This is a genomic window from Solibacillus sp. FSL W7-1324, assembly GCF_038008025.1.
Classification (GTDB): domain Bacteria; phylum Bacillota; class Bacilli; order Bacillales_A; family Planococcaceae; genus Solibacillus.
On the sequence record NZ_JBBOYH010000001.1, the window covers coordinates 3587146 to 3606730 of the forward strand.

Sequence of the window (19585 nt, forward strand, 5' to 3'; positions counted from 1 at the left end):
TAAAAAAACGCCTCTATCACCTCAAGAAGGTGACAGAGACGCTCGATGCGCGGTTCCACTCTGGTTGAAAAAGTACGAATACTTTTTCCGCTTAAAGTCCTGTAACGTGGACAAGTCGATTTAACCTACTTCAAGTTCAGTTAAATACTCAAAGGTGCATTTCAGCTTTGCCTTAACCTGGATCACTTTCAGCCGGTGATGATCCTCTCTAACAAGGGGTGCGCAGCATACTTCTCCTTCTCAACGTGCTATCACTTATGGAATTTACATTCATTTTACATCTATTTTCAGAAAAATCAATCATTTTATCCATTCTAAAAATTTGATGTTTAGTTCCAAACCTTAAAATGAATTACTCTGCAAATTTTTCAACACGAGCAATTGTTTTTTCCTTGCCTAATAAAGCGATCGCATTCGGCAATTCCGGACCATGTGTTTGACCAGTTGTCACAACACGGATTGGCATAAATAGATTTTTACCTTTTACGCCTGTTTCTTTTTGTACAGCTTTAATAGCTGCTTTAATTGAAGCGGCATCAAAAGATTCTAAAGCTTCTAATTGTGTTTTAAATGATGCCATAACAGCCGGCACAGTTTCACCAGCTAACACTTCTTTTGCTTCTTCATCATATGCAATTTCTTCTGTGAAAAATAGGCTCGATAATTCTACGATTTCTGCCCCGAAGCTCATTTGCTCATGGTAAAGAGCGATTAATTCAGAAGCCCATGCATGTTGTTCTTCTGATAACTCTGCTGGAAGTAAGCCTGCTTTTTGTAAATGTGGTAACGCTAAAGCAACTACCTCTTCATGAGACATTTTTTTAATATATTGGTTGTTCATCCATGTCAGTTTTGATTTATCGAACATTGATGGTGATTTTGACAAGCGTTTTTCGTCGAACAGCTTAATTAATTCGTCATGTGAGAAGATTTCCTCTTCTCCCTCAGGTGACCAGCCAAGTAATGCAAAGAAGTTAAACATCGCTTCCGGTAAGAAACCTAAGTCCTTATATTGTGTAACGAACTGGATGATTGACTCATCACGTTTTGATAATTTTTTGCGTTCTTCATTTACGATTAATGTCATATGACCATATTGCGGATATTCCCATCCGAATGCGTCAAAGATCATCATTTGTTTTGGTGTGTTTGATAAATGCTCTTCTCCGCGGAATACATGTGTAATTTCCATGAAGTGGTCATCCAGCACTACCGCATAATTGTATGTTGGGATACCATTTGCTTTAACAAGTACCCAGTCACCGATATCCTTTGATTCGAACGATACTTCGCCGCGAACTAAGTCATTGAACTGATACGTAACATTTGCAGGAACACGCATACGAATTGTGTGCGGGATACCAGCAGCTTCTTTTTCAGCAACTTCCTCTGCTGTTAAGTGACGGCATTTCCCATCATATGCAGGTGCAGCAACACCTTGTGCTTTTTGCTTTTCGCGTGATGCTTCAAGCTCTTCTGAAGAACAGAAACATTTATAAGCTTGTCCGTTTTCCAGCATTTTATCTGCATGCTCTTTATAAATATCAAGACGCTCCATTTGACGGTAAGGTGCATATGGGCCACCGATATCAATAGACTCATCCGGTGTAATGCCTAACCAGCGTAAGTTATCAAGTTGAGAAGCTTCTCCACCTTCTACATTACGGTCAATATCTGTATCTTCAATACGTACTACAAAAGTACCGTTGTGATGTTTTGCATATAAATAGTTGAATAAAGCTGTACGTGCGCCACCGATATGTAAAAATCCTGTTGGCGATGGTGCATAACGAACGCGAACTGTTTTCGTCATAAATATTGCCTCCTAATTTTAGCGTCAAAAACGCTCGACCTTTTTCACATATAAAAAATTACTTTTATATGTATATAACCGGACATTATATTGTCCAATATCGGCACAATAGATGTCTTTTAAACTTTAACCATTCTACCACTGTAAGTTATTAAATTAAAGTAGCGTGTGCCGATTTTTGACACACGCCCGCAATTTTACCCCGTATTAACGGTAAGGGAATTTTCACTTTATGCTTTAACTAACAGAATTGTTGCCATTGCTGCGATTCCTTCTTCACGTCCGACAAAACCTAACTTCTCTGTTGTTGTCGCCTTTACATTTACTTGCGAAGGTTCCGCATTCAATAGTTGTGCGATTCGGTTTTGCATTTGTGAAATATATGGAGCCATTTTCGGACGCTGTGCCATAATCGTACAATCTACATTCCCTAATTTGTATCCGCGCTCTTCAACCATTTTCCAAATGAATTCAAGTAACTTTGCCGAATCCGCATCTTTCCACTCCGGATCTGTATCAGGGAAGTGACGACCTATATCCCCTTCACCAATTGCACCTAATGCAGCATCTGTAACTGTATGTAAAAGTACATCGGCATCCGAATGGCCTACTAAGCCGCGCTCATGAGGAATTGTAATACCACCTAAAATTAATGGACGTCCTTCTGCAAATTCGTGAACGTCAAATCCTTGTCCAATTCGAAACATATCGTTGCCAGCCTACAAAGTAAGCCAGCCTTCACCTTCTTTCTGGTAATCTCATTATCATTAGTATAATCGACTTGTGCTGAAAAAGCCTTCGCAAAGCTGTTTTCTTTTCAAGGTAACTTTTATTTTCGCTGTTTTAAAATAGCTTCCCCAAAAATCAAGTCTTCCTGCGTTGTCATTTTTACATTTTCATAACTGCATTCCACGATATGAATATCATGACCTAAACGTTCGACGAGCATCGCTTCATCCGTCCCTAAAAAACCTGCCTTTTCAGCTGCATCTTCAGCTTCTGCCAATAAATCGTAACGGAACGCTTGCGGTGTTTGAACCATCCATAACGACTCACGGTCAACCGTTTCTTTAATTAGGCCATTATGGACGACCTTCATCGTATCTTTTGCCCGAACCCCTGCAATGGCTGCCCCTTTTTCATATGCAACTTTTGCAAGCTCGGCAATCTTCGGAATCGTAATAAACGGTCTTGCCGCATCATGAACAAGGACAACATCCACTGCATTCATTTCTTTAATGCATGAATGCACTGAATGTTGGCGTTCTTCACCACCTGTAGGCATACCTTTTACTTTAGCAATATTATATTTTTCGATGAGCGACTGAATAAATGGACGTTCCTCATCTTTAACAGCAAGCCAAATTCCTGTACAGTTTTCATCTTGTTCAAAAACAAGAAGTGTATGAATTAAAATTGGTTTATCAACTAAGTTTAAAAATAGTTTATTTTGCCCGGCACCCATGCGCTTTCCGCTTCCTGCTGCCGGCAAAACGACTTCATAACGCAAAATGCTTCACATCCTAATCTTCTTTTGGCTTGGCGAAAATCATACGCCCCGCTGATGTCTGAAGGACGCTTGTTACCGTAACTGTAATCGCCTGTCCAATATAACTGCGGCCGCCTTCTACAACAATCATTGTTCCGTCATCTAAATAGGCAACACCTTGATTGTGTTCTTTTCCGTCTTTTATGACAACAACTTGCATATCTTCACCCGGAATAACGACCGGTTTCACCGCATTTGCCAAATCATTAATATTCAATACTTGTACCCGGTGCAGTTCACAAACTTTATTTAAGTTAAAATCATTCGTCAGTATTTGAGCACTCATATTTTTCGCTAAGCGAACAAGCTTTAAGTCCACTTCAGATACATCTTCAAAATCAACTTCCGTAATAAGCACTTTAGACGCACGTTCATCCTGAAGACGTTTTAAAATATCAAGTCCTCTGCGGCCACGTGTACGCTTCAATGTATCAGACGAATCCGCAATATGCTGCAGTTCCGTTAATACAAACTGAGGCACGACCAAAATCCCTTCAACAAAGCCTGTTGTTGAAATATCGGCAATACGTCCATCAATGATGACACTCGTATCAAGTAATTTGTACTGCTGCTCCTGAGCTTCCTTGATAGAACCGTCATTTTGACGCTTTTTCGTGGACTTCCCGGAAAAGATCTGCAACAGCTCATCCCGTTTACTGAATCCTAACCGGAAACCGAGATAGCCGAGAACAATGGATAAAATAGCTGGAACAACATCGGTAATAACAGGAATGTTCATTTGGTTGATTGCGACACCGACCAATGTTGCTACGCATAGTCCCACGATTAAACCGAGTGTACCAAACAGTAAATCCGCTGCAGGTAATTTAAATAATACTTCCTCTAACCAAGTAATTAATTTTACAAAGTAATCAGATAACGCAAACGATAAAACGAATAACAAAGCAGCACCTATCGTGACACTGAAGTATGGATTATTAAGCCAAGGATTGGATGATAAGTTCATGAATGCATATAAGGGCGGTAAGAAAATAAGGCCTAATGCTCCACCGATAAATAAAAATGCTACTTGAATTATTTTCTTCAACATTTGTTTCACCTCCTATTTAATAATTATACATCTAAAGTTTCATTCATGCGAAGCCCAGATACCAAAAGCAAGGGCAAATAATTAACAAATCGCAAACACATTCCAATATTAGGATTTTACCCATTTTTTAAGACTATTCCCTAATTTTTTTAGTTAGATTTACACGATATTAATTCAAAAATGACGTACTTTATTCTAAATTCCCCCTACCAGTAGTTTAATCAAAATAATGCATATATTATTTCAGTATAATAGAAAATTTCAACTTAGAAGAGGAGAATACGTTTTGAATAATGCAAAAGAAGTAAAAATTTCTACTGCCGATCCTTCTGCCATTGGTTTATTTGGCTTGGCGATTGTAACATTTGTTGCTTCCACTCAAAAATTAGGCTGGACAGAGGGCTTAGGTCTGGTTATTCCTTGGGCAATATTTTTAGGAGGTATTGCACAATTTTACGCATCTGTATTAGATTCGAAGCATAATAATACATTTGGTACGACTGCATTCGGCGCGTATGGTTTGTTCTGGATGGGTGTAGGCATGAGCTGGTTCGTTCAAGCCGGTGTATTTGGTGAAACATTACAGGCATCTGCGGATACAACTCAGCTCGGTGTTGTGTATTTAGGTTATTTAATCTTTACCCTATTTATGACGATTGGTGCAGCAGAAACAAATAAAGTTCTATTTTCCATCTTTGTCATGATCGACTTCTTATTTATCGGGCTGGCATTAAGCTCATTTGGAGTTATGGAGCACGGTATGCATTTATTAGCTGCCTACTCTGAGTTAATCATTGCTCTTTTATCACTTTACGGTGCGGGTGCCAATGTACTGAACAAGCATTTCGGCTTTAACTTCCTGCCGATTGGAAAGCCTTTTGGCATTTTCACAAGAGAAGCATTTTTAAAGAAAGAAAAAACGGTAAAAGCATAATTATAAAAAGGCATGAAAAGTATTTTTACTTTCCATGCCTCTTTTTGAATGTTCTACTAAAAATTATCCCTATAAATTCTGGAAAGATTCACGTAGTGCATCACTGATTGTTTCGACGCCAACGACTTGAATGTCCGGCGGGAATTCCCAGCCGCCAATATTAGAAGCTGGAATAAATGCTCGTTTAAACCCTAGCTTTGCCGCTTCCTGTACACGCTGTTCAATTCTGGAAACGCGGCGTACTTCACCGGTTAACCCCACTTCCCCAATAAAGCAGTCTGTCGGGCGTACTGTCTGATCTTTAAAGCTTGAAACAATACTCGTTAATACCGCTAAATCAATCGCCGGCTCATCCAGCTTCACACCACCGGCAACTTTAATATACGCATCCTGTGCCTGAAGCATCATACCCATACGTTTCTCCAGTACTGCCATTAAAAGCTGAACACGGTTTTGATCAACCCCCGTTGCCATACGCTTCGGATAATTGAAACTTGTTGGTGTAACAAGAGACTGTATTTCCACCAGGATTGGACGTGTCCCTTCCATCGATGCAACGATCGTTGAGCCGGGAGCACCTTGCGATCGTTCCTGTAAAAACAGTTCGGATGGATTCAATACTTCTTTTAGCCCCCCGTGAAGCATTTCAAAAATCGCAATTTCATTTGTAGATCCAAAACGGTTTTTCTGACTGCGTAAAATCCGGTGGTTATGATGACGTTCCCCTTCAAAGTAAAGCACCGTATCTACCATATGTTCCAAAATACGCGGACCGGCAATCTGACCTTCTTTTGTAACGTGACCAACAAGGAAAATTGCGATGTTTTTTGTTTTTGCAATACGCATCAGTTCCGCTGTACATTCACGTACTTGCGAAACACTGCCCGGTGCGCTTGTCACTTCCGGATGATGAACCGTTTGAATCGAATCGACAATGACAAATTTCGGTTGAACTTCATCAATTGTTTGATTTAAAAACTCCAGATTCGTTTCCGAGTAAATATAAAGCTCCGGCGTATGTACCCCTAGACGTTCAGCCCGCAGCTTCGTCTGACGTACGGATTCTTCACCCGAGATATATAAAACACGTTTTCCCTGATTGGAAAGAAGCGCCGATACTTGCAGTAATAAAGTCGATTTCCCAATACCCGGGTCGCCGCCTATTAGTACTAGTGAGCCTGGTACAATACCGCCACCAAGTACGCGGTTGAACTCATTCATTTCTGTAGCGATACGTGTTTCTTCCTGTACTTCCACATGAATAATCGGTGTTGCCTTTGTCGCCGTTGTAGAATGCTGGAACGCACCACGCGGCCCTTTTGTGATGACTTCGACTTCTTCATTCATCGTATTCCATTCACCACAGCCAGGACAGCGCCCCATCCATTTTGCCGCTTCATAGCCACAGCTGCTGCACATAAATTTAGACTTCTTTTTTGCCATTTTGCTAGCTCCTTCGAATGTTTGTTCCTATAATTGTACACGAAACAATATCGAATACCCACTAATCTGCAGCAAACTTCTTTTTCGGTTAGCGTTTTGCATGAAAAGTTATTGTGGTAAAGCCCGTTTCAGCATTGCTACAAATTGTGCACGAGTGACAGGAGCGTTAGGCTTGTAATTGCCTCGATCTCCACCAACGATATTACGATCTGCCAAAGCACTAATGTAGCCCGCTGCCCAATAATCCGGTTTTACATCTTGGAATGTAGCAGTCCCCTTCGCTTCTATTCCCATAGTTAAACTTAAAATTTTTGCAAATTGGCCACGTGTTAACGTATCTTCCGGATTGAAATATCCATCTGAACCATGAATTACATTCGCACGCTGCAGCTTTGTAATTGCGGCCGCATTCGGATGCTTCGCAGATACATCTTTAAACGTCACAGCCGGTACTACCGGTTCGAGTGCATATACTTTTGCAAGCAATGCCGCAACATGTTTACGTTTCATTGGCTCATTTGGACGGAATGTACTATCCGGATAGCCTGAAACAATACCTTTTTGGACAAATTCAATAATTGTCTCTTCAGCCCAGTTGCCTTTAATATCTTTCAATGTTACCGGTTTTGCCGGAATCGGCTGTTCTTCTTCAGGTAATGTTGGTAAAACTGGTACTTGCGGCTGTTCTGGTGTTGGTGTTGGTTCTGTCGGTTTCTCTCCGTTTTTAGAAAAGTAAATTTTAAACGGCTGTTTATTGACACTTCCCCAATTTGTAAAAGGTTTTTTCAGTTCATAATCAGCATATGCAATCAATTCCGATTGTTCCGGATGTGATTGTCGGCCTAAAATAACATTCTCTCCTCTTACATCAATCATATTCAGCTCATTATATGAAAAGGCATCTTCTTCAATATGCGCATTATTCGCAAACAGTGTAATACCGCCTATCTTGTTACCGTAAAAAGCACGAGATCCAACTTTTGTCACCGTATCTCCCAGAACTAAATTTTCAAGAAGGTTTAGTGAAAAAGCATTATCTTCAATAGTTTGCAAACGTTTCGGTAAGGATAATTCGCTAATCCGATTTTCAGAAAAGGCGTAGCTTGGAATCACTTTAATATCACCTTTAATATGCACCGTATTCAGTCGATTTTTATTAAAGACATACTCACCCAGCTCTTTAACCGTTGAAGGAATTGTCAGTTCATACAGCTGATTGTTGGCAAACGCATATGGTTCAATCGCTGTTACTGATTTTGGAATCGTTAATGCCTTTATTTCATTTTCAAAAAAAGCTTTTTCCGAAATTTTTGTTAGGCTGTCCGGGATGGATACAGCAGAGATTCTGTTTAACATAAATGCCCCTTCCCCAATTGTCTTCAGGGATTTCGGTAAAGTTAATGTGCCCTTTATACTGTTATAGTAAAATGCATATTTCCCGATGCTTTGCAGCGAAGCGGGTAACTTCAGTTCTATTCCATTCTCTCTGCCGGTAAAAGTATAAAACGCATAGTCATCAATTTTTCTGATGGAATCCGGTAATATGACTGTACGGACTGGAGAAACCATATCGGTCGTATTGAACCGGTTCTCCTCTGAAAATGCCGCAAAGCCAATTTCGGTTACAGGTAAACCATCAATTTTAGCAGGAACGGTTATCGTTGTCTTCGATGTCTGACGTTTGTAGTCTGTAATACGTATTTCAGATTCACCGTTATTTTTGAATACTTGATAATAAAAATCTCCTGAGGTTTTTGTAATTTGATCTGTAAACTGAGACGGAAATACAACTTTTTTAAATTGACCGATACGAAGCTCTATTTTTTCAACCGATTTGGGAATAGTCAATGTTGTATTTGCTAATTGTTCATTTTCACTAAATGCATGATGTCCGATTTCCTTTAACCCTTCAGGTAAAATCACGTGTTGTAAATCTTGCCAGTAAAATGCACGCTGACCAATTCGCTTTAAACTTTTCGGTAACGTGACCTGCTTTATATAAGTTGGTTTTATGTCTGTATCTGCATAATCTGTACGCTGAATATAAAATGCCTCATCCGCAATTTCTGTTACAGGCAGCCCTTCGATTGTCTCCGGGATATTCAATATTTCAGGACAGTCGCTTTTACAGCCTAAAATATGTATTTCCTTACCTGCAACAATTTCATACCTCAGCTGATCTGTAGTACTACCCTTAATGCTTGTTGGTGCAACGAAAATGGTCATCAACGCAACCGCTAAGAATACCCCTATTAATTTCTTCATTTCAGTCACCCTTCCTTATTTGGAGAAATTTAAATTCCTGTACTGACGGATTATTTTAAAAAAAGTTTCATTTCCCCAACAATTTTTTCAAAAAAAGACGAAGCAGGAAATATCCAGCTTCGTCTGTTTAACATTAATTTGTTGCTACTTTTTCTTGTGTACGTACAACAAACTCGTCATCTGCATAATCAAGCACGACTGTTTGCGTCTTATCCAATGTACCTTTTAACAGCTCTTCGGATAAGCGGTCTTCCACATGTTTTTGTAATGCACGACGTAATGGACGCGCACCATACTGTGGATCATAGCCTTCTTCAGAAATTTTCTCAAGCGCTGCATCTGTAAGCTGCAGTTCGATATCCTGCTCTTTCAGGCGATTCGTTAAAGAGTTCGCCATTAAGGATACGATTTCTTTTAAGTGATCCTTTTCTAATGAATGGAACACAATCATTTCATCAATACGGTTTAAGAACTCTGGGCGGAACGCTTTTTTCAGTTCTTCCAGCATTGTGCTCTTCATGTCTTTATCTTTCGATGCATTTACACCAGCACCGAATCCAACGTGTTTGCGGTATTTCAGGGCATCTGCCCCAACATTCGATGTCATAATGACAACTGTATTGCGGAAATCGACAACACGACCTTTAGAGTCCGTTAAGCGTCCGTCTTCCAACACTTGCAGTAAAATGTTGAACACATCCGGATGTGCTTTTTCGATTTCATCCAACAGTACAACCGAATATGGTTTGCGGCGGACTTTTTCTGTTAATTGGCCACCATCGTCAAATCCTACATAACCTGGAGGTGAACCGACTAAACGTGAAGTCGAATGTTTCTCCATGTACTCGGACATATCTACACGGATCATCGCATCTTCATCACCGAACATTACTTCAGCAAGTGCTCGTGCCAATTCTGTTTTACCCACACCTGTAGGTCCAAGGAAAATAAATGAACCGATTGGACGTTTCGGGTCTTTTAAGCCTGCACGGGCACGGCGGATTGCACGGGAAATCGCTTCTACTGCTTCGCCTTGACCAACTACGCGTTTGTGTAATTCTTCTTCAAGGTTTAATAACTTCGCAGATTCTGCCTGAGCGATTTTTGAAACTGGAATTCCCGTCCACATCGCTACAACTTGCGCGATGTCATCTACATAAACTGTAGACTCTTCTTTGCCCTGCTTTTCTTTCCATTCTTTTTTCAGCTGTTCAAGCTCTTGTTTCAGCTTCTGCTCTGTATCACGCAATGCAGCAGCTTTTTCAAACTCCTGACCTGAAACGGCAGCATTCTTTTCAGATCGAATGCCTTCCAATTTATCTTCCAGCTCTTTTAGATTAGGTGGAACAGTGTAAGAGCGTAAGCGCACTTTTGAACCAGCCTCATCAATTAAATCAATTGCCTTATCCGGTAAGAAACGATCCGAAATGTAGCGATCCGATAATTTCGCAGCCGCTTCTACCGCTTCATCCGAAATTTTCACACGGTGATGTGCTTCATAGCGGTCACGTAAACCGTTAATAATCTGGATTGTTTCTTCAACAGTTGGCTCATCAACTTGGATTGGTTGGAAACGACGCTCTAATGCCGCGTCTTTTTCGATATACTTGCGGTACTCATCCAATGTTGTTGCACCGATACATTGCAGTTCGCCACGTGCCAATGATGGTTTTAAAATATTCGACGCATCAATTGCACCTTCCGCGCCACCTGCACCGATCAATGTATGAAGCTCATCGATGAATAGAATAATATTACCCGCCTGGCGAATTTCATCCATCACTTTTTTCAGACGGTCTTCAAATTCCCCACGATATTTCGTACCAGCTACAACTGTACCCATATCAAGCGTCATTACACGTTTATCGCGCAGTGTTTCCGGTACTTCATTATTGATGATTTGTTGTGCCAAGCCTTCTGCAATAGCCGTTTTACCTACACCTGGTTCCCCGATCAGTACCGGGTTGTTTTTTGTACGGCGTGACAGTACTTCAACAACACGTGTAATTTCTTTTGAGCGGCCGATAACCGGGTCAAGTGAACCTTCACGTGCTACTGCTGTTAAATCGCGGGCTAAACTATCAAGCGTTGGTGTATTTACTGTTTGTGTCATGCTTGAATTACCGCTATTGTTTGAGTCGTTATTGCCTAATAACAGTAACACTTGTTGGCGTGCTTTATTGATGCTTACACCAGTATTGGCCAATACGCGGGCAGCAACCCCTTCACCTTCACGAATTAAAGCTAATAAAATATGCTCTGTTCCAACATATGCATGCCCTAATTTACGCGATTCATCCAATGAAAGTTCGATTACCTTTTTAGCACGTGGTGTGTAATGTACGATAGGTCCTACATCTTCAGTTCCTTTTCCAACGAGTTCTTCAATGCCATTTTCAATCATTTGTGGGCTAATATTAATTGCTTCCAATGCTTTAGCGGCAATTCCGCCACCTTCACGAATTAAGCCAAGTAAAATATGTTCAGTTCCGATTTCTTTATGCTTAAGACGAATGGCCTCTTCTTGAGCAAGTTGTAATACCTTTTGAGCACGTTGTGTGAATCGATTAAACATCATAGAAAATCCTCTCCTTTTTCCCCATTGTTTGTAGCTTCATCTTGCTCGTTTAACTTTTCTTGCAACAGCTTCGCACGATACATGTCGCGCTCTGCCGGTTGTAACGTAGTACCAATATATTGCTGAATGAGTCCAGGTTGCATAATAAGCATGCACTCATTTAGTTTACGCTGGGAAATTGTTTCTAATAATCCTAAACTTACCCCAAGACGCACATTTGATAAACAGCTTGCGGCTTCTTCACTCGTTAAAATTTTTGCATACTTCAAAGTACCGAGTGAGCGGCTTAGGCGGTCTTCCAACACGGAAGGGGCACGCATCAGCAAATTTTTGCGGGCAAGTTCTTCTTTTTTGATTACTTGCTCGACAACATCCTGAAGCTCCTGCAAAATCATTTCTTCTGATTTACCTAAAGTAATCTGGTTTGATATTTGATAAATATTTCCTAAATTTTCACTGCCTTCTCCATATATACCCCGCACTACCATTCCTAATCTTGTCATCATCTGAATTAACGGATTCATCTGCTTCATCATTGTGAGTGCCGGTAAATGGAGCATGACAGAAGCTCGAAGTCCTGTTCCGACATTTGTTGGGCAACTTGTCAAATAACCATAGCGGTCTTCATATGCATACGTAATTGACTTACTTAAGAAGCGGTCAATATTACGAGCCTTATCAAATGCTTCTTTTAAGTTCATGCCTTGCATAAGACTCTGGATGCGAATATGATCCTCTTCATTTACTAATATGCTAATGGATTCATCTTTTGTTAAAAAAAATGATCCAATTTTTTTTCTTCGTGCCAAATTCGGGCTGATTAAATGTTTTTCCACTAATATTTGGCGCTGTAAAACCGGCATATCTTTTATTTGGAAATAGGAAAACTGATATGGATTGTTATCCGAAGATAATAATGACTGCATCATTTTTTCTTCAATCAGTTGTGCTTCCTGTTCTGTAAAACTAATCGGAAATCGAGTATTGGCAATATTACGAGCAAGCCGAATGCGCGTGCTAATGACGATATCTGAATCGCTTTCGTGCTGCATCCAGCTGGGACTGGCATTCGTTAAAAAATGCTCGATGTTCATGCGTTCCCCTCACCTTCCTGTTTTATTTTACTTTCCAATTCCCTTACCTCATCACGTATGGAAGCTGCATCTTCAAAACGCTCTTCCGCAATAGCTTGCTGCAGTGATGATCGGAGCTCTTGGATTTGTTGTTCTACTTTTTCTTTTGAAGGCCCTTCTTCCACATACCCTACATGCTGAGTACCTGCCTGAAGTCGTTCAAGTAGCTGTGGTAATTGCTCGCTAAATGTTTCGTAACATTGGCCGCATCCAAATTTACCTTGCTTTAAAAACTGCCGGTACGTAAACCCGCAGGAAGGGCAGGATTTTGGGCTGTTTGTATTCGTTGTCGTACTTTCTTTTTTTGCATTCACAGGTACAAAATTGAACCAATTTGAAATAAGCTGCTGAAGAGATGCTGGCTCTTCATTTACATCAAATTGAAATGGATGAAATTGAGTAGCACATACTTCACAGTAGTGACGTTCTACTTTTTGCCCATTGTGAACTTGAGTAACGGTAACATTGGCATGACGCTGTTTACAATGCTCACATATCATAATAATCCACCTCTACTTTTCAAAAGAAATCGTTTGTAGCATCGCATGCATAATACGTGCTCTTAGCTGATCACGCAGCGGTAAAGCTACCTGTAATGTGACCCGATCTAAAGCGGCTTTCATGATGCTTCCTTCTCGCTCTGTAATAATATCCTCTTCCAATAACCGGAAAATAATACGTTCAGCATTAGTCTGAGCAATGGCGTTACCTATTTGTGTTTCCATTTCGTCCAGTAAATTTTTCTTAGAGTGGATTGTTACACGCAAAATCCGAATATAACCGCCACCACCCCGCTTACTCTCTACATAGTAGCCATGCTCGGTCGTGAAACGTGTATTGATAACGTAATTGATTTGAGAAGGAGCGCAGGCAAATTGCTTAGCTAATTCGTTACGCTTTATTTCAATAAGTCCCTGTCCCTCTAATTCAATAACTTCCTTCAAATACCCTTCAATTATGTCAGATATATTCCTCATGCTGTCTCTCACCTCTCATCAACTGACTTTGACTATCTTTGACTTAAATATACAACATTTATTTTTTGTAATGCAACTAATCACTCTTGTTTTAGGTTTCCCTATTTTTACATTAATAAATCCCTATTTATGTAAAAAAAGCGATAAGGTGTTTTTAAACAAACCTTACCGCTTTTATGAACTTTGCCAGAATGAGGATAAATTATACCCAGCGTCCGACAATTGGATAATTCCAGTGCTGATCAGATAATGCTTTTACAATACCGATAATCGGTGCAATCCAGAAGATGACCAAAAATACTAACAGGAATGGTAAACCAATTAAAACTACAGAAAGAACTCCTGCAATCGCTATTAAAATTCCGAATACAATCTGGAAAAGCAATGCCTGGATTGCTGTACGTTTTACTTCATCTTCAGAACTTATTAAGAAAAACAGAATCGGTACTAGGAATGGTGCAAAGAATGCACTGGCATGTATGATGATTTTCGACCATTTAGATTCCATTTGATATCAACCTCACTTTAGTTTATTAGCTTATTTACGGATAATATTCATAAAAGTTTCATAGAGAGGACAAAAATCCCGAATTTTATTTCGAGATTTTTAAATAACGTCGATATTTAATCAGTATGGGCCTCTATCCTTCGGGTTGTCGCCTTCCTGAGGAAATAAAAAGTAGGAAATAACCGCGGTTAGGATTGTTGCTCCGATAACTATTAATATGCGGTCACGACTGCCTACTTCTGCGTAATTATTAACGAGCATAATATACGATGCAATCGCCACCCCTAGGGACAAAGGTAAAACAAATTTCAAACGCCCTTTATGAAACTTCATCTTTACAACGCCTTTCACTATTTACTGCATCTATTTTAATAGTTATTATCTTACCTTAAATACAAATTACTGTAAATTTTAATTCTTTATAGAAATATTACTGATACTAACCGATATAAACAGTAAAATAGTATTATTTAATAAATACACGAAACGAGGAAGAACATGGGTATTCTGTTTTCAAGAGCAACAAAAGTTTCAAACAAGCCATTTTTTGATATAGCTGAGTACAGTCAGCAAGTAAATTTGGATGTTTCAAACTATCCTAACTTACATAAACAGCTTCAATTACTAAAATTAACGAAAGAGGATTTAGCCGTGATTAAACAGCTGGAGCCTTTTGCACAACAGGTAGTTCCGGTTATGGTGGAAAAGTTTTACGGTGCAATCAGCTTAAGTCCTGAACTCGTAGATATTATAGGAAGCTCAGCTCGAATGGAGCGACTTAAAGGTACTTTAACAAAGCATTTAGAAGCGATGTTCAACTGTAATATCGATTCTAAATACATAGAGGAACGACAAACGATTGCGCATGTCCATGTCAAAATCGGATTGCAATCAAAGTGGTATATTGCATCATTCCAATCGCTAATGACAACGTTTATCGACTTTATCAGTAAAATTGAAATGTCGAATGGAGAAATGGCTAAAGCTATAGATGCCTTTTCAAAGCTGATCAACCTCGAGCAGCAGCTTGTAATTGAAGCCTATGAAAAAGAAGAACAGCGCATTCGTACTGAAAGTTTGGAAATGAAATCCCGAATTGTTGAGCGAATTCAACAAACAGCACAAGAATTAACGCATATTAGTGATCAGACAAATGCCTCGTTACAGGAAATCGCGAGTCAATCTGAAGAAATTGCTTCGAATACAACTCAAGGCTTAAATTTAGTTGCGGAAACGGAAAATAAATCAACGACAGGTACTACCTATTTAATTAACCAAACAGCTATTATGACAAACATTTTAGATCGTGTGGATACACTTGAATCATCAATGGTTAAACTGCGTCAATCATCTAAAAAAATTGCCGAGATTGTTGGATTAGTAACGGGAATTGCCGATCAGACAAACTTGCTTGCATTAAATGCATCTATTGAAGCAGCACGTGCAGGTGAACACGGAAAAGGATTTGCCGTAGTAGCTGATGAAGTTCGAAAGCTTGCTGAGGAAACTAAAAATGCGGTACAGAACGTTTCCCATTTAATTAAAGAAACGGAACTGAGTATTTCACAAATGTCCGATTCTGTATCAAGTGTTGATGAACAAGTAAAAATGAGCGTGGATACACAAAAAAACTTGGCGGATTCCTTTACATCCATTACAGAAGCCGTACATGGCATTAAAACGCAATATGAAAATACAAATGAAGACATTCATGCCATTTCGTCTGTTATTACCGGTTTAACACATACGACAAACAATGTATTAACTTCATCGGATTCATTGCTCCATATTGTTCAGGAGCTGCATGATTAATTTTATTTAAATACTAAAGGGATACCAAATGTTAATTTGCATTTGGTATCCCTTTTATTATGCACGGCGTTTTTTTGATAATGCTCGCTTTTGTTTTCGATGTTCCTGACGAATCGGACCTGTTTCAAATAAATGGCGTTCGAAATCTGTCTCCGGTTCAACACCCGGTACTTCTTTCGGCTTGCCGTTTTCGTCAATCGCAACCATCGTTACGAAGGATTCCGTCGTTAATTTCTTTGCACCTGTTTTAATATTTCTTGATACAACCCGTACATACACTTCCATTGAAGTACGGCCTGTCCCGGAAACAACAGCTTCCAACTCAATCATATCACCTGCATAGGCAGAGGATACGAAATCGACTGAGTCAAAAGAAGCAGTAACGACTTCGCCTTGGCAATGTTTCATCGCTGCAATCGCTGCAATTTCATCAATATATGCTAACACTTTTCCTCCGAATATCGACTGATGATGATTTGTATCAGGAGGTAGTACTAATCGTGTCTGGATAGATTTTGAAAAGCTCATCGGCAGAGTATTTTTCATAACCTTCCTCCTTTCTGAACTACACTCCATGTTACTATTCAGAAGATGGAAGTGCTAGTCCAAACTATTCATAATTCAACTTCATTGTAATAAATTTTAAATCGGTCATTTCTTCCACAGCATACTTAATGCCTTCTTTACCGTAACCGCTCATTTTGACGCCTCCATACGGCATATTATCTGTACGGAATGTCGGAATATCATTAATGATGACTGCACCTGCTTCAATCTCTTCGGCAGCTTTCATCGCATCGGTTAACACATTTGTGTAGATCCCTGCATTTAGTGCAAGTTCTGATCCGTTGACAAGGGCAATTGCTTCGTCCAATGTCTCATAAGGTACAATGGATACAATCGGTGCAAACGTCTCTTCACAAACAATTTTCATATCAGGCTTCACATTCGTCATGACAGTTGGCGAGCATGTGCGCTCTGTAAATTCAGCTCCTGCTGCAACGGTTGCCCCATGCTGTTTCGCCTCTTCAATCCAGTTTTTTATACGGCTAACCTCATCAGGATGGATCATTGCACTTACATCCGTTTTTTCATCATGCGGATCTCCGACAACGAGTTTCTTTGTCTCTTCAACAAATAATTTTGTGAACTTCTCATAAATCGAACTATGAACATAAATGCGTTGCAATGAAATACATACTTGTCCGGCAAACCCAAATGCTCCGCCTACACCGCGCTTCATAATTTTTTCAAGCGGTGTTGAAGGTTCTACGATGAGCGCCGCATTTGAACCAAGCTCCAGTGTAATTTTTCGGAGGCCGACTTTTTCTTTAATTTTCAGTCCGACCGCACCACTACCTGTAAATGTCACTTTTTTTACAAGTGGATGTGTTACAAGTGTTTCGCTCAATTCGCCGCCGCTGCCTGTCACAATTTGCAATGCGCCATCCGGTAAACCTGCTTCTTTGAAAATTTCAGCCATTACAAGAGAACTTAACGGCGTTTGAGAGGCAGGCTTTAATACAACTGTATTCCCTACAGCAAAGGCTGGACCTAATTTATGAGCTACAAGATTAAAAGGAAAATTAAACGGTGTAATTGCAGATACTACACCTAATGGAACCCGTTTTGTATAACCGATTCTGTCTTTAACGCCAGGTGCTGCATCCATCGGAATCGTTTCGCCCGTACTTTGTTTTGCCGCTTCGGCAGCGAACTGATATGTTGCAATCGTACGGTCCAATTCGGCAATACCTGCTGAAATCGGTTTAGCCGCTTCATCCGCCAATATTTTTGCAAGTTCCTTTTTACGTTCACGCATGATCGTTACAACTTTATATAGAATTTCCGCACGTTCATAAGCAGTCGTTTTTTTGAATGACTGGAATGTTTGATGGGCACCTTCAATCGCACGCTCCACATCCGCTGTTGTAGCTTTTGCCACATTTGCAAGCACTTCTCCCGTGTAAGGTGTTTTTAACTCTGTTGTTTCTTTTGTACTTTCCCATTTGCCATTAATCCATAATTTAGTCTGTTTCATTTAAATCACTCCTCACTATTGTTTACCCAATTTAAAAAATTATATCGAGAATATCGATTGCCAATAGAAATGGCAAATCGCCTATATAATCGCTCATTGTAAGAGCCTGCATAAATAATAAACTATCGTTGAAATTAGATAATGTATCGTTTTCAATCAAATTTTTCAGCACAAATTGTACAGCGACCATTAAAGCATACGGTTGCATCCCCATAAACATCGAAAGTTTGGCGAGCATCTTTTCCATTTCTACAATTTCATCGACAACTTCTGATGTAGCGCCTGCTACAGCAAGCAACGCTATATACGGATAAAATCTTTTCTTCACTTTCACGCCACTATTTATAAATGACTGCCTCATCGCAACTACATATTCAGTCAATACAGGCTGAAATTCTTCATCATACAATGACAATAGCTGAGCCATTGCCTGCAGGGCATCACCGTTTTTAAATCCTTCGCTGTGCAATGCATCATAGTATTTCCGCATTGTTTCGGCAAGATTAACTGGATTACTTTGCTTCTTTGTCAGTAAAACCGCGTAGGGGATATCATCTTTTCCCGTCAGGAAGTAATGATGCTTTTTCATCTCGTCATGTAAAATTTTCGCTCTTTTCGCATGTGCTTCGTCCGTTAAAAAAAGGGATGCAATGTGTAGATAGCCGCTGCTTTTAAACCCTGCGCTCAATAATGCCTTTTCATTGGACCTTACTCGATGAAGCTCCTGTTCAGTCTGCGGATGCAATACGAAATGCCCTAACATTTTATACGTTAATACCGATTTATTTGATGGTGTAGAGAAAAACTCAAAAAATGATTGCTTCGATTTTTGACTATGTATACCTTTTACATTTTTCTCAAATAAAGGACCATTAAATGTTTCACGTGAAAATGTAAATTGTACCGCTAGCGGTATGCGGGCATTGCTTTGGACATCTGACCCGAAAAATAGCTCCATCCGCTCATTATTGTTTTTAAGTAATTGTATAAAAGCTGTTTGATCCATCAGTTCACACTCCTACTTATGATTATACGCCTAAAATTTTGAAGTAAAAAAATTTTGCTTATGTCCAATAAAAAAAGAGAATGCTGATTGTCGCAACAGCATTCCCTTTTCCACCATTATACTTGAAGCTCATCAAGCTCTTCTTTTGTGAAGGCCCGTGATCTAGATAAAAAGCGCTTCCCTTCCACGCCTTCCAACGAAAACATTCCACCGCGCCCATCGACGACATCAATAATAATCTGTGTATGCTTCCAATAATCGTATTGGTTTTTGTGCATATAAAACGGACTGCCGCCAATATGACCAAGCAATATATCCTGGTTGCCGATAATTAAATCGCCATCCGGATAACACATTGGGGACGAACCATCACAGCACCCCCCGGATTGATGGAACATAATCGGTCCGTGACGTTCTTTCAACTTCTCGATTAATTGTAGTGCTGCATCGGTTGCAATAACGCGTTCAACCAAAT

18 protein-coding genes and 1 other annotated feature are annotated in these 19585 nt (G+C 39.8%); of the genes, 2 read left to right on the forward strand and 16 right to left on the reverse strand.

Going from position 1 to position 19585, the window contains the following annotated elements:
* Positions 1-31 precede the first annotated feature (31 nt).
* Positions 32-253 (reverse strand) — a binding site (T-box leader).
* Positions 254-352: 99 nt separating this feature from the next.
* The 4 genes from gltX to MKY71_RS17990 form a co-directional block, all read right to left on the reverse strand.
* Positions 353-1813: a glutamate--tRNA ligase gene (gene gltX, locus MKY71_RS17975; RefSeq protein WP_340733521.1), complete on the reverse strand. Its 1461-nt coding sequence runs from the start codon at positions 1811-1813 to the stop codon at positions 353-355.
* 230 nt (positions 1814-2043) lie between these two features.
* Positions 2044-2520: a 2-C-methyl-D-erythritol 2,4-cyclodiphosphate synthase gene (ispF, locus tag MKY71_RS17980; RefSeq protein ID WP_339196592.1), complete on the reverse strand. Its 477-nt coding sequence runs from the start codon at positions 2518-2520 to the stop codon at positions 2044-2046.
* Positions 2521-2642: 122 nt separating this feature from the next.
* Positions 2643-3323, reverse strand: coding sequence for a 2-C-methyl-D-erythritol 4-phosphate cytidylyltransferase (gene ispD, locus MKY71_RS17985; RefSeq protein WP_339174446.1), 681 nt, complete (start codon positions 3321-3323; stop codon positions 2643-2645).
* A 13-nt stretch (positions 3324-3336) separates the two neighbouring features.
* Positions 3337-4413, reverse strand: coding sequence for a PIN/TRAM domain-containing protein (locus MKY71_RS17990; protein WP_340733522.1), 1077 nt, complete (start codon positions 4411-4413; stop codon positions 3337-3339).
* Between the two features lie 286 nt (positions 4414-4699).
* Here MKY71_RS17990 and MKY71_RS17995 point away from each other — a divergent pair, with 286 nt between their 5' ends.
* The gene (locus MKY71_RS17995; RefSeq protein WP_340733523.1) at positions 4700-5347 is read left to right on the forward strand and encodes an acetate uptake transporter; all 648 of its coding nucleotides are present in this window, start codon (positions 4700-4702) and stop codon (positions 5345-5347) included.
* A 69-nt stretch (positions 5348-5416) separates the two neighbouring features.
* On the opposite strand, the gene radA is transcribed toward MKY71_RS17995, so the two are convergent.
* The 8 genes from radA to MKY71_RS18035 form a co-directional block, all read right to left on the reverse strand.
* The gene (radA, locus tag MKY71_RS18000; protein WP_079523513.1) at positions 5417-6790 is read right to left on the reverse strand and encodes a DNA repair protein RadA; all 1374 of its coding nucleotides are present in this window, start codon (positions 6788-6790) and stop codon (positions 5417-5419) included.
* 108 nt (positions 6791-6898) lie between these two features.
* Positions 6899-9055: a leucine-rich repeat protein gene (locus MKY71_RS18005; protein WP_340733526.1), complete on the reverse strand. Its 2157-nt coding sequence runs from the start codon at positions 9053-9055 to the stop codon at positions 6899-6901.
* Positions 9056-9188: 133 nt separating this feature from the next.
* A complete protein-coding gene (locus tag MKY71_RS18010; RefSeq protein ID WP_340733527.1) occupies positions 9189-11633 on the reverse strand; it encodes an ATP-dependent Clp protease ATP-binding subunit in 2445 nt (814 codons plus the stop codon).
* A complete protein-coding gene (locus tag MKY71_RS18015) occupies positions 11630-12727 on the reverse strand; it encodes a protein arginine kinase (protein WP_339174460.1) in 1098 nt (365 codons plus the stop codon). Before MKY71_RS18015 ends, MKY71_RS18010 begins: the two co-directional genes overlap by 4 nt.
* Positions 12724-13266 (reverse strand): UvrB/UvrC motif-containing protein, encoded by a 543-nt coding sequence (locus tag MKY71_RS18020; protein ID WP_079523516.1) that lies wholly within the window; start codon positions 13264-13266, stop codon positions 12724-12726. Before MKY71_RS18020 ends, MKY71_RS18015 begins: the two co-directional genes overlap by 4 nt.
* A 12-nt stretch (positions 13267-13278) precedes the next feature.
* Complete coding sequence (locus MKY71_RS18025; protein ID WP_339174464.1) at positions 13279-13743, reverse strand: CtsR family transcriptional regulator; 465 nt, start codon at positions 13741-13743, stop codon at positions 13279-13281.
* 202 nt (positions 13744-13945) lie between these two features.
* The gene (locus tag MKY71_RS18030) at positions 13946-14251 is read right to left on the reverse strand and encodes a DUF4870 domain-containing protein (RefSeq protein WP_339174467.1); all 306 of its coding nucleotides are present in this window, start codon (positions 14249-14251) and stop codon (positions 13946-13948) included.
* A gap of 120 nt (positions 14252-14371) precedes the next feature.
* Complete coding sequence (locus MKY71_RS18035) at positions 14372-14584, reverse strand: acyltransferase (protein ID WP_339174468.1); 213 nt, start codon at positions 14582-14584, stop codon at positions 14372-14374.
* A gap of 165 nt (positions 14585-14749) precedes the next feature.
* Here MKY71_RS18035 and MKY71_RS18040 point away from each other — a divergent pair, with 165 nt between their 5' ends.
* Positions 14750-16063: a globin-coupled sensor protein gene (locus tag MKY71_RS18040; RefSeq protein ID WP_340733528.1), complete on the forward strand. Its 1314-nt coding sequence runs from the start codon at positions 14750-14752 to the stop codon at positions 16061-16063.
* Positions 16064-16120: 57 nt separating this feature from the next.
* Here MKY71_RS18040 and MKY71_RS18045 read toward each other — a convergent pair whose 3' ends face one another.
* From MKY71_RS18045 to MKY71_RS18060, 4 genes are all read right to left on the reverse strand, one after another.
* Positions 16121-16609, reverse strand: a complete 489-nt coding sequence (locus MKY71_RS18045) for an acyl-CoA thioesterase (RefSeq protein ID WP_008407032.1) — start codon at positions 16607-16609, stop codon at positions 16121-16123.
* Positions 16610-16673: 64 nt separating this feature from the next.
* Positions 16674-18104 carry an aldehyde dehydrogenase family protein gene (locus tag MKY71_RS18050; protein WP_340733529.1) on the reverse strand — a complete coding sequence of 477 codons (1431 nt, stop codon included), beginning with the start codon at positions 18102-18104 and terminating at the stop codon, positions 16674-16676.
* A gap of 31 nt (positions 18105-18135) precedes the next feature.
* Positions 18136-19110 carry a DUF4003 family protein gene (locus tag MKY71_RS18055; RefSeq protein WP_340733530.1) on the reverse strand — a complete coding sequence of 325 codons (975 nt, stop codon included), beginning with the start codon at positions 19108-19110 and terminating at the stop codon, positions 18136-18138.
* Positions 19111-19226: 116 nt separating this feature from the next.
* Positions 19227-19583, reverse strand: coding sequence for a DUF779 domain-containing protein (locus MKY71_RS18060; protein ID WP_339196611.1), 357 nt, complete (start codon positions 19581-19583; stop codon positions 19227-19229).
* Positions 19584-19585: the final 2 nt, after the last annotated feature.